Source organism: Pseudoalteromonas sp. (assembly GCF_041629635.1).
Lineage (GTDB): Bacteria > Pseudomonadota > Gammaproteobacteria > Enterobacterales > Alteromonadaceae > Pseudoalteromonas.
In genome coordinates this window covers 1-12,347 of sequence record NZ_JBFKMX010000112.1, presented here as the reverse complement: position 1 = coordinate 12,347, position 12,347 = coordinate 1, and the positions used below count along the sequence as shown (strand labels likewise).

At 39.3% G+C, this 12,347-nt stretch carries 9 protein-coding genes and 1 tRNA gene; 7 read left to right on the top strand and 3 right to left on the bottom strand.

The features are described from left to right. The coding region (gene guaB, locus ABYD77_RS14375) for an IMP dehydrogenase (RefSeq protein WP_372770812.1) at positions 1-1,421 on the top strand (1,421 nt) is incomplete at its 5' end. Positions 1,422-1,534: 113 nt separating this feature from the next. Next, positions 1,535-3,109 (top strand): glutamine-hydrolyzing GMP synthase, encoded by a 1,575-nt coding sequence (gene guaA / locus ABYD77_RS14370; RefSeq protein WP_372770811.1) that lies wholly within the window; start codon positions 1,535-1,537, stop codon positions 3,107-3,109. Positions 3,110-3,158: 49 nt separating this feature from the next. Here the strand turns inward: guaA and ABYD77_RS14365 are convergent, their stop codons facing one another. After that, positions 3,159-4,181, bottom strand: coding sequence for a GGDEF domain-containing protein (locus ABYD77_RS14365; RefSeq protein ID WP_372770810.1), 1,023 nt, complete (start codon positions 4,179-4,181; stop codon positions 3,159-3,161). Between the two features lie 179 nt (positions 4,182-4,360). Between ABYD77_RS14365 and ABYD77_RS14360 the strand changes: the two genes are divergently transcribed. The 3 genes from ABYD77_RS14360 to rimI all read left to right on the top strand — a co-directional run bounded on the left by ABYD77_RS14360 (position 4,361) and on the right by rimI (position 5,168). Then, a tRNA-Trp gene (locus ABYD77_RS14360) sits at positions 4,361-4,437 on the top strand. Between the two features lie 42 nt (positions 4,438-4,479). Beyond that, entirely contained in the window at positions 4,480-4,740 is a 261-nt protein-coding gene (locus ABYD77_RS14355) for a hypothetical protein (RefSeq protein WP_372770809.1), read from the top strand. After that, a complete protein-coding gene (rimI, locus tag ABYD77_RS14350) occupies positions 4,710-5,168 on the top strand; it encodes a ribosomal protein S18-alanine N-acetyltransferase (protein WP_372770808.1) in 459 nt (152 codons plus the stop codon). Before ABYD77_RS14355 ends, rimI begins: the two co-directional genes overlap by 31 nt. On the opposite strand, the gene ABYD77_RS14345 is transcribed toward rimI, so the two are convergent. Then, on the bottom strand, positions 5,165-7,837 hold the full coding sequence (locus tag ABYD77_RS14345) for an ATP-binding protein (RefSeq protein WP_372770807.1): 2,673 nt from the start codon (positions 7,835-7,837) through the stop codon (positions 5,165-5,167). The genes rimI and ABYD77_RS14345 overlap by 4 nt on opposite strands. 190 nt (positions 7,838-8,027) lie before the next feature. On the opposite strand from ABYD77_RS14345, the gene ABYD77_RS14340 reads away from it, so the two are divergent. Next, positions 8,028-8,546: a YfiR/HmsC family protein gene (locus ABYD77_RS14340; RefSeq protein ID WP_372770806.1), complete on the top strand. Its 519-nt coding sequence runs from the start codon at positions 8,028-8,030 to the stop codon at positions 8,544-8,546. Positions 8,547-8,589: 43 nt separating this feature from the next. Here the strand turns inward: ABYD77_RS14340 and ABYD77_RS14335 are convergent, their stop codons facing one another. Next, positions 8,590-10,839 (bottom strand): TonB-dependent receptor plug domain-containing protein, encoded by a 2,250-nt coding sequence (locus ABYD77_RS14335; RefSeq protein ID WP_372770805.1) that lies wholly within the window; start codon positions 10,837-10,839, stop codon positions 8,590-8,592. A 284-nt stretch (positions 10,840-11,123) separates the two neighbouring features. Between ABYD77_RS14335 and prfC the strand changes: the two genes are divergently transcribed. Beyond that, the coding region (gene prfC / locus ABYD77_RS14330) for a peptide chain release factor 3 (RefSeq protein WP_372770804.1) at positions 11,124-12,347 on the top strand (1,224 nt) is incomplete at its 3' end.

Genomic DNA, 12,347 nt, shown 5'->3' with positions numbered 1-12,347 from the left:
TACCAGGCCACTCAACTGTATTACCACATACAGCTAACCTTAAAACTCGTCTAACGAAAACAATTGAACTAAATTTGCCAATCGTTTCTGCATCTATGGATACAGTTACTGAAGCGCGTTTAGCGATTGCGTTAGCGCAAGAAGGTGGTCTTGGTTTTATCCACAAAAATATGACAATTGCTGAGCAAGCTGCCAACGTACGTAAAGTAAAAACGTATGAGGCGGGCATTGTTTCTCATCCTGTTACTGTTACTGCTGACCTTACTATCGCAGGTGCACTTCAATTAGCACACGATAAAGGTTTCTCAGGTTTCCCTGTAGTTGATACTGATAATAATCTAGTTGGTATTGTAACAAGCCGCGATATGCGTTTTGAAACAAAACTAGACCAGCCTATTTCGACTGTAATGACGAAAAAAGATCAGCTAGTAACAGTTAAAGAAGGTGCTGACCGCGAAACTATTTTAGGTCTTATGCATGAGCACCGTATCGAAAAAATCTTAGTTGTGAATGATGACTTTAAACTTAAAGGAATGATCACCGTTAAGGATTACCAAAAAGCACAAGAAAAACCAAATGCGTGTAAAGATGAGCAAGGTCGTTTACGCGTAGGTGCAGCTGTTGGCGTTGGCGCTGGCACAGATGAGCGTATTGCTGCGTTAGTTGAAGCAGGTGTTGATATTCTACTTATCGATACTTCGCACGGTCACTCACAAGGTGTTATCGACCGCGTTAAAGCAACACGTGAAGCATACCCAGACTTACAAATCGTAGCGGGCAATGTTGCAACAGCGGAAGGTGCGGTAGCACTTGCTGATGCTGGTGCGAATGCTGTTAAAGTGGGTATCGGCCCAGGTTCAATTTGTACAACACGTATTGTAACGGGTTGTGGTGTACCTCAAATCACCGCGATTTCAGATGCAGTTGAAGGCTTAAAAGGTCGTGATATTCCAGTGATTGCTGACGGTGGTATTCGTTTTTCTGGTGATATTGCTAAAGCACTTGTTGCTGGTGCATCACTGGTAATGGTTGGTTCAATGCTAGCTGGTACTGAAGAAGCACCAGGTGAAGTAGAGCTTTATCAAGGCCGTTACTACAAGTCTTACCGTGGTATGGGTAGCTTAGGTGCAATGAACCAAAAAGAAGGTTCATCTGACCGTTACTTCCAAGATGCTAAATCTGAAGAGAAGCTAGTGCCAGAAGGTATTGAAGGTCGCGTTGCTTATAAAGGTCCTATTGCTAATATTATTCACCAACAAGTTGGTGGTATTCGCAGTGCAATGGGTCTTACTGGCTGTGCAACAATTGAAGAGCTTAATACTAAGCCGCAATTTGTACGTGTTACCGCTGCTGGTATGGGTGAATCGCACGTTCACGATGTACAAATCACAAAAGAAGCTCCTAACTACCGTTTAGGTTAATTCGCGCTTTTATTTATCGATAAGGCTAGCTTTTTGCTAGCCTTAGTTAATTGTATCCCGATTGAAATTGCCGTTTTCAATCGAGTTGTTGGATTTTTAGAAAGAGACAACTAATGAGCAAAAATATTCATGATTCTCGCGTTCTGATTTTAGATTTCGGTTCGCAATACACTCAGCTTATCGCCCGTCGCATCCGTGAAATCGGTGTTTACTGTGAACTATGGGCATGGGATGTAACCGAAGAGCAAATTCGCGAATTTAACCCACAAGGTATTATTTTATCGGGTGGCCCTGAGTCAACTACTGAAGAAAACAGCCCGCGAGCTCCAGAGTATGTATTTAATGCTGGCGTACCTGTACTTGGTATTTGTTACGGCATGCAAACAATGGCAATGCAACTTGGTGGTCAAGTACACAGCTCAGATAAAAAAGAGTTTGGTTACGCAAGCGTTGAGAAAGTAGGTAACTGTGCACTATTTGATGCAATTGAAGATCACATTGAAGACGGCATTGGCAAACTTGACGTTTGGATGAGCCACGGTGACAAAGTTATTGAAATACCAGAAACATTTACAACAACAGCGAAGACAGATACTTGCCCGCATGCAGCAATGTCTTGGGAAGAGAAAAAGTTCTACGGTGTACAATTCCACCCAGAAGTAACACATACTCACCAAGGTTTACGTTTATTAGAGCGTTTCGTAATTGATATTTGTGGCTGTGAAAAATTATGGACACCAGCATCAATTATTGAAGATGCTGTTGCACGTATTAAAGAAAAAGTAGGCGATGACGAAGTTATTCTTGGCCTATCTGGCGGTGTTGATTCATCGGTTGTAGCGATGCTAATTAACCGTGCTATCGGTGACAAGCTAACATGTGTATTTGTTGATAACGGTTTACTTCGTTTAAACGAAGGTCAGCAAGTAATGGATATGTTTGGCGATAAATTTGGCTTAAACATCATCAAAGTGGATGCAGAAGATCGTTTCCTAGCGAATCTTGCAGGTATTGATGAGCCAGAAGCTAAGCGTAAATCAATTGGTCATACTTTCATTGAAGTATTCGATGAAGAAGCTGGCAAACGTCAAAATGCTAAGTGGTTAGCACAAGGTACAATTTACCCAGACGTAATTGAATCTGCAGCATCAGCTACTGGTAAAGCGCATGTAATTAAGTCTCACCATAACGTAGGTGGTTTACCTGAAGATATGGAAATGGGTCTTGTTGAGCCACTGCGTGAACTATTTAAAGATGAAGTGCGTAAGATTGGTCTTGAGCTTGGCCTTCCATACGACATGCTTTACCGTCACCCATTCCCAGGTCCAGGCCTAGGTGTACGTGTTCTTGGTGAAATTAAGAAAGAATACTGTGATTTATTACGTCGTGCTGATGCCATCTTTATTGAAGAACTACACAAAGCAGATCTTTATCATAAAGTGTCTCAAGCATTTACCGTTTTCTTACCAGTTAAGTCAGTAGGTGTTATGGGTGATGCACGAAAGTATGATTGGGTTGTATCACTTCGTTGTGTTGAAACAATCGACTTTATGACAGCGCGTTGGTCACACTTACCGTATGACTTCTTAGGCTTAGTATCAAACCGTATTATCAACGAAATCGATGGTATTTCGCGCGTGGTTTACGATATTTCTGGTAAGCCGCCAGCGACAATCGAGTGGGAATAAACCCTACTTAAAAGATAATTAAAAACGCCAGCTTACTGCTGGCGTTTTTTTAGAATAATTCGATATCGTTGACTGGTGGTGGGTTTTTATCGTTTTCTGATTTAATAATATCACCGTAATAAATACACTGATTTCTACCGTTACTTTTGGCTACATAAAGTGCTTTATCGGCATTTTCGATAACTGAAATAGGAAAGTCATAAGGACTCATTCGCGCGAAACCAATACTTAACGTGAGCTCTTCAACAAAAGGAAATTTTTGATCGCTAATGAAGTCTTGAAAATGAGCGAGTTTGGTAGCGATATGAAGTAGAGTAGAAGGCTCAAACACAATCACAAATTCCTCACCACCAAAGCGAAAAATAAGATCACTTGCACGGAAAAATTGTTGCATTTTCTGTGATAGCGTCAGTAAAACTTCATCACCACAGACATGACCATAAGTATCATTTACTTGTTTAAAATGGTCTATATCAATAATTGCTAACCAAGATGATTCATCGTAGTGTTTATTGCGAATACCTTTTTCTACAGGCGAATTATGAGAATGTAGTTGATCTTCAAGTAATAGTTTAATCTTTCTATCAAAAGTTTGACGATTTAAAAGACCCGTTAATTTGTCTCGCTCACTTTCATTTAAAATGGTTAAATAGTTTTCATAAATGCGGCAAAGTGCATTGAGTGCAACTTGTTCGTTTGAGTTTAGTTGATTAACTTCAATATACATTGCACCTAAAACATGATCATCAATAATGACAGGGATCCAGCGTTTTTCACACCCTTGCTTGTCTTGAAGACTGATTGTACAGGCTGATTCGATACAGCAAAGAAGTTCTTTACAAGGGTTATTATCAATTTCACGCGATGACCAGTGGATAACGCCATTTTCTTCCATGACAATTGCGGCACTTTTTTCAATACCAGCGCTATTAAAGCGCGATAGATCTTTATAAAGGGCAGCTTCTTTCGGTGAGAGAAATTCACTGATGGTTGAGAGTAGGCTTAGCTCTAGTGAGTCTGTATCTCGATGTTTTGTTATTTTGACAACGGAATTTAAGAGATCTTTATGCAAAATTACCTCTGCGTCAGATTCCGTTCCGATTAGATTACCAACTTACCTAAGTTTCGAACAAACTCTAAACGAGGTCAATTAGGAATTGCAATAATTGCTGGTATTTTGAGCGAGTGTGTTTTTTTCTTAATTTTTTTCTTTACCTTTAGCAAAGAGTCCTTATAATGCGTCGTCATTGCAGGGGCGTAGTTCCAATTGGTAGAACAGCGGTCTCCAAAACCGACGGTTACGGGTTCGAGTCCTGTCGCCCCTGCCACTTCTTTTCGTAATATTCTATTATTCCAAAAATTAAATTTTTATGCACTCCAATTGGCTTTGTTCACTTTTTGATATTGAATTGCTGCAATTAAAGCAAATGAGTGAATCACTAGAACCTGAATTAATCCAGCTGCAAAAAGACTTACAATTAGTTTTAACGTCGCATAAGATTAAACTTGAATTTTGTTCATTAGCAGTTCCATTTGAAGTTGAAAACTCACGACTCAAAGTGAATAATCAAAGACTGACAAGCTCACAAAAAAGAGCGTTATGGCAAACATTATGGCAGCAAATACTTTAATTAAATTAGATCACACTCATCTCTCTGATTTGATGACCATTGAAACACAATGCCATCAGTTCCCGATGTCTGAAAAGTTAATGTTATCGTGTTTATCAGGACGTTACAGTGCTTATGGCTGTTTTGAAAACGAGGTGCTAATTGCTTTTTATATTGTTGAGCAAGTAGGTCCTGATTATACCCTAACGGATATTTGCGTAAGCCCAAATTATCAAGGTGCTGGTCTTGCCAAAACAATGCTCAATCACTTGTTGGCAAGTGTTAGCAAAGCGCAAGGCGAGAATATATTCTTAGAAGTGCGCGAATCAAACCAAAATGCTATTGGCTTATATAATTATATCGGTTTTGTCGAAGTGGGTATTCGTAAAGGTTACTACCCAAGCGAACATGGTCGTGAAGACGCTATTTTAATGGCTCTGACCGTTTAGTCATCTTCGTTTAGATTTAATATGAATATTATCGCCTGCTCTAATTTTAGAATGTGGTAATCAAGACCCTCTTCGTTATGCTCTCGTATACAAGATTCTAATTCAGCCGCAGCATCGCTAATATGATTAAATCCGAAACAACCTGCACTGCCTTTTATGCTGTGAGCAAGCGCTAGTAACTCGTTCAGATCTTGCTGTTCGTTAAGTTGATCAATTTGCTTTAATAAGTTTGGTAGCTTCGACTTGTAGTTATCACTGATTTGTTTAAAACGCTCACCTTGGAATAGTTCTTCCCAGTTTTGCTGACTACCTCGTCCAAGCGCTAAGTATTGCTGTAAGGTTTGTTCCAGCTGAACTTTATCGATGGGCTTTGCTAATGCCTTATCGCAGCCCGCTTCAAGATAGGCATCTACATCGTTTTTCATTACATTCGCAGTAAGAGCAACAATAGGGCCGTCATACGCTGCATTGCGCAGCATTTGTGTAGCTTCTAAACCTCCCATAACTGGCATTTGCATATCCATTAGGATAAGGTCGTAATCATTGGTGAGCGCTTGCTCTACAGCCTCTGCACCATTGTTTGCAAAGTCAGGTGATATACCCCACTGGCTCAATAATAAGCGGATCAAATCTTGGTTATCTCGATTATCTTCAGCAACCAAAATATTGCCTTCAAACTGCTGTGAGTGCGATATAGATTCTTCTTTTTGCATTGCTTTTGCGGAATGAGCACTGCTGACCATTTCAACTTTATGATTTTGGTTATTGGTAGCAACAATGATTTCAAATTTACTACCTTCGCTGAGTTTACTGGTTACTGTAATATCACCACCAAGGATTTGGGCAAGGTTTTTGGCAATGCATAAGCCAAGGCCTGTACCACCAAACTTCCGTGTAGTACTTATATCGGCTTGTTCGAACGGTTTAAAGGCTCTTTCTTGCTCTTGCTGTGACATGCCTATGCCGCTATCTATTACAGTAAAAATGAGTTTTTCTGTGGAAGGGGAGTAGCGCACATTAATGACAACTTCCCCTTTTTCTGTGAATTTTACTGCATTAGTACAAATGTTGAGTAAAACTTGTTTTAGGCGCGTTTCATCACTGTGGATAATGCTTGGCAGCGGGTAATCGATATTAAGTGAAAGAGCGAGCTTTTTGTCAACAGCCATAGGTTCAATAATGCTCTTTATATCATTGATAAAAGGCATTAGTTCCAACTCACGTGTTTCAACTTCCAATTTATCAGCTTCGATTTTTGATAGGTCGAGAATATTGTTTATTAGTTCGAGCAGGTGTTTAGAGTTTCTCAAAACTGTGCTTAGATATTTGGCTTTTTTATTGTTTGATTCTTGCGCCAAGATTGTTTCTGTAAAGCCCATAATAGCTGTAAGTGGAGTACGAATTTCATGGCTCATATTGGCAAGAAAACGGCTTTTAAGGTGGTTTGCTTGTTCGGCCTCGACAATTGCCTTCTCTAACTTTTTATTAATTTTTGCGATGGCTTGGGTACGGGTAACCACTTTTTCTTCTAAATGCTCACGGTAATCAAGTAACTCTGTTTGGTATTGCTTAATTTGGTTAACCATGTGATTGAAATCACGAAATAACATGCCGAGTTCGTCTTTTCTATCCTGCGGTAAGTTCACATTTAAGTTGCCATCCCCCACTTTATGACTTGCCTCAGCTAATGACTCAATGGGTTTTAGCAGCATGCGACGTACCACCAAAAAGATAATCCCAGGCAAAAATATCGCAGTAGATAAAATGAGTAGGGCGGTATACATGGTAATTGTTTGGCCAGCTTTATAGAGCGAATTTTTATTAAGTGCCGTAACAAAATAAAGATCATTCCCCATCGAATTCGCTAAAATCATTCGGGTATCGTCAGTGAGTGTATGTAGTGAAAGCTGATTAAATACCTCGGTATTGGCGGTTTTTTTTAAAAGCTGTAATTCGTATTCTGAAACATAGTGATTGTTGAGGTCAGTTTGGTTACAAAACAGAATCTTGCCAGAACTATCCATGATAAAATTAACAGTGTCCGAAAAATAATCATTAGCAACACTTTTTGCAATTTCATCGCTATCAATATGGAAAATTAAATATCCCAATACTTTTGGTGAGTCGAGTGTAAAGCGTGAATCAAATAAGCGATAAGTTATGTATATGGATGTTTCATCGTTTTCAGCGATAAAGAAGATGTTTTGCTGTTTGCGCTTGTTGGTTAGTTGGTTACTAAATGGGTAGCTATCACGGGTTTCCAAAACCGCTTTAGGATAATAGCTAAGTACATCACCACGAGGATTTATTATCCCAATACTCAAAATATGTGGAAAGGAATCGACGTAATTGCCAAACTCGTCAACGAGAGATGATACAAGTTTAGTGCGCTCCTTGGATGGTTTGTCATTTTCTTCATAACTATAGATAAGATAATTGTTTAAAACGGGCGAAGCAGAAAGTAGCTCAATAATTGAATTATAAAACTGTGTAAAATTTTGGCTTTTATTAACTTGCTGTTCTACAAAACGCGTGACAATTGCTTCAGCTTGTTTTTCAGAAGAGCTTGTTACATTGGTTAGAGAAAAAATCCCTTGTATTGCCATTGGAATAATCACAAGCGGGGTAATATACCATAGCAGCCTTACGCTCAACTTGTTGTTATTCATCGTTTTCCATTTTTCAACAAAAGTTCTTCTATAATCTAGCATATTTTTGTACTAGTATATGAATATAATTACAATCAGTACAATAATTTGCGTGTATGTTGCAGGGACATTTTAGAGTACTTAAGCTTATCTATATGGAGTGTTTGAATAAGCGTATGTATATAACTTACAGCAAGGTGACGATAGGTCTGTGTTACGACGCTTAAAATGGATTAACAGTTTTTTTGTCGCTTCAAGTTTGATGTTGCTTAGTTTATCTTGGCAAATTTTTGCTAATGAGTTGCCTGCTAACTTGCAGGTTGTGCTGCTTTCCAAATTAATACCATTCGAAAAAGCGCTTTCTGAAAAGCCTAAATTAACAATTTTCGTTATTAATAACCAAGATGTTTATCAAGCGTTTAATTTACTCAAAGCAAAGCAACGCAACCAACAGCTTGGTATTATAAAGTATGGTACAGGGTTGCCATCGCAAGGCTATGACATTGTTTATCTTGATGGGCAAATAAACCTTAGTGATGCGCTGATTTACAGTTTAAAACATTTAAGCCTTTTAGTAACCAATGATATTGATATGGTGAAACAGGGTATAACATTAGGGTTGAGCGTAAAAAATGGCCGTCCTATGTTTTACTTAAACAAAAAAAGCAGTGATGCTATTGGCTTGGTTTGGGATGAAACTGTGCTGGATATTGCCACGCTATATGATTAAAACGTTTACATCTTGAGATTAATCTTGGTTTGTAATTCTGAACTTAAAAACTCACTAATAACTGGAATGCTAATGTGCGTCCTAATTGTGGATGGTAAGCAGGTGTAAAACCGTCGGGGTCGGCATTGTTATTTATATCATATGCGGTGATATCACTTGCACCATCTTGTCTTCCGGCTAACACATATTGTTCATCGAAAAGGTTTTTAATTATAACTTGAGGGGTCACTGTTACACCTGAAAATCTCATGTTAGGCGCAGAAAGCACAAGATTATAGAGTGAAAGGTTAGCAATATTGTCTGTGAAATAAGCATTGCTGATTGGAGCATTTCGTCCAATTAAATGATTAGCTCTAAAATCAATGGTTAAATGCGGCATCAATTGATAGTTAATTCCCCAGTTAATTTTATGATCTGTGGTATGGTTAAGTGCATTTGCAGCTAAATCTTGATCACCATCAGAATAGTGATAATTAAAATAAGCAGATAGCAGTTGGTTGTAGCTATAATTTATATCTAATGTTGCGCCCCAATAATCACTGTTTTTTGCATTTTTATAGCTTACTGTGCTTGCTGTTGCAAAGCGGAAACTGGTGTCAGCACCATGCATATCAAGGGTGATGCGATTATCTTCCTGACTGTAAAAAAAAGCGGTTTTGACGTCTAATTGATGTTTTGCTCGTTCGTAAAAGTAATGACTTACTAACTCGGTGGTTTTAATTTGTTCAGGTTTTAAATTTGCATTACCGCGAAATTCATCATTTAACTCAAACACACTCGGTTCACGAAAAGCTTCTCCGTATAGCAATTTAAACACAAGGTTTTGACTAGCATTGAAGTTAATTGCAGCGCGAGGATTAGTCGTTTTACCAAAAGCATCACTTCGGTCATAGCGAAAACCAAAAGTGTAGTTAAGTTTATCAGTAATATAGCCTTGTGCTTCAGCGTAAAGTGCTTTTTCATCGACCTGCTGAACTGGGAATTCATTGAAATTATTGAGGCCCATACCAGCCTCAGCAAGCAACCAATCTGATGACGTTGAAGCTTGTTTACCTATTTGGTAATCACCCAGGGAGACTATTTGACTCATCTTCTCTGAGCGCATAAGGCGATAACCGAATTGCCAGTCAATATCGTGCCACTTTGAAATGTTAAGCTGTTGCTCAAATGCTCTTTGTTTGCTCAGGCTATGATAGCTTTTAACCAAATCAACAAAGCGATAACTATACTTAAAGCCGGTATCGGGCTCTTGTTTGTTTTCTCTTTGCCAAAGGCGGCTCGCAAGCTCAAACTGTTGTGAAAATTGATAGTCTAAATCAATATAATAATGTTGTGAACTATGGTGTTTTTTGTAAGAAGCATCGCGTGTTTGGTATTCAAAACCTGTGACATAACTTGCAAGACCTTGTTCTTGTTTCCAGTTATTAAAACCGACTTCAAAATGACTTATCCCTTCGTTATACCTCGGGTTGTGCCACACAAGCTTACCTCTAAGTGCAGTATCATCACTTTGATTATTGAATCCCGCTTGTTGATATTGCCCTGCCAGCGGGTTTAAACCATTAGCAATATAATGCCCGTCAAGATACTGCTGCGTTAAATAATTAGGGTAGAGGTGGTTTGTAAAATAGTCTGCAGGGTCATAACTTTCTAAACCAGAGTCACCATCTTGGGTAAAATAACGCCCAGCTAATTGTAAGCTAAATTCAGAGATATTTTGGTTAAGCATAAACTGGATTGAACGTTCACCATGCTCGCCTGTAAGCACACTTAAGCGTTGTCCAGATGATAGCTGCGCTTTTTTGGTAATAAAGTGAATTACACCTGAGTACGCATTGGCACCATAACTTGCAGAGCCGGGGCCTTGTACTATTTCAATACGCTCAATATCAGCTAGGATTTGCTGATTACCCCAAGGTTGAGACCAATTAAAGGCTATGTGATTTTGCACTATGCCATCAATCATAATAAGTAATTGAACATTACCAGGAGTACCACCAATACCGCGGTTTATACTATGACTGGTGTATTCACCAGCCGCATCTTGGTGATTGGCAAAATCAAAACCCGGCACATCGCGTAATATATCTATTAAATTTTGATAGCCGCGCTGTTTTATTTGTTCATCAGTGACAATTTTTATGTTGGCAGGGGCATCTAATAACGATTGTTGTTTTAAGCTAGCTGTTTTTACTTGCACATTGAGTAAATCTTTTAAGCTGAGGGCTTGTAAGGCATCAAGATCATAATCAGCATTTGAAGCAAATGCTGAGGGAGCAGAAACTGATAACATAATTGCAGACGTAAGCAAAATAATTCGGCTAGCCATAATTGCAAAAAAAGATTCGACATTTATTAGATTTATAGCTCAACCATAGCACAGTTTAATTGTAATAGGTATTAATCGTATTTAGCTAAACTGAATCAAAACGTATTTAACGGTGGTTTGAGTATTTCGAACTATCAATACAATAAAAACACACATATTGGCTACGCTTTAATTGCACTCTAAGTGGGTAAACAGGTATAATTTCGCCCCATTTTTAACCTTGAATTTTAAGCGATTGGCGGGTATTCATGTCCAGTATTTCAACTGAAGTTGGCAAACGTCGCACCTTTGCGATTATCTCCCACCCGGATGCGGGTAAAACAACCATTACTGAAAAGGTACTTCTTTTCGGACAAGCTCTGCAAAAAGCAGGTACAGTAAAAGGTCGTGGTTCGAATCAACATGCTAAATCAGACTGGATGGAAATGGAAAAAGAGCGTGGTATCTCAGTTACTACCTCTGTAATGCAATTCCCGTACAATAACTGTTTGGTAAACCTACTTGATACCCCAGGACACGAAGACTTCTCGGAAGATACTTACCGTACACTTACCGCGGTTGACTCGTGCCTAATGGTAATTGATGCCGCGAAAGGTGTAGAAGACCGTACCCGTAAGCTAATGGAAGTTACGCGTCTGCGCGATACGCCAATTGTTACCTTTATGAACAAACTTGACCGTGATATCCGTGACCCAATGGAAGTAATGGACGAAGTTGAAAGCGAGCTTAACATTGCCTGTGCGCCAATCACATGGCCAATTGGTTGTGGTAAAGAGTTTAAAGGTGTTTACCATCTTCACCGCGATGAAACGATTTTATATCAAACAGGTCAAGGCCATACAATTCAAGAAGTACGTATTGTTAAAGGGTTAGACAACCCTGAACTTGACGAAGCTGTGGGTGAAGAGTTAGCTGAGTTATTGCGTGAAGAGCTTGAGCTTGTTGTGGGTGCGTCTCACGAATTTGATAAAGAGCTTTTCCTTGCAGGTGAATTAACGCCAGTATTCTTTGGTACTGCACTTGGTAACTTTGGTGTTGACCATATGCTTGATGGTTTAACCGAGTGGGCACCATCACCACAGCCGCGTCAAACAGATGATCGTGTTGTTACTGCTGAAGAAGAAAAGTTCTCAGGCTTTGTATTTAAAATTCAAGCAAACATGGACCCGAAACATCGTGACCGTATTGCCTTTATGCGTATTGTATCGGGCAAATATGAGCAAGGTATGAAAATGGACCATGTGCGTATTGGTAAAAAGGTCAGCATTTCTGATGCGGTAACCTTTATGGCTGGCGACCGTGAGCGCGCAGCAGAAGCATACGCAGGTGACATTATTGGTCTTCATAACCACGGTACAATTCAAATTGGTGATACCTTCACGCAAGGTGAAAAGCTTAAGTTCAGTGGTATTCCAAACTTTGCGCCAGAATTATTCCGTCGTATTCGCTTACGCGACCCGCTTAAGCAAAAG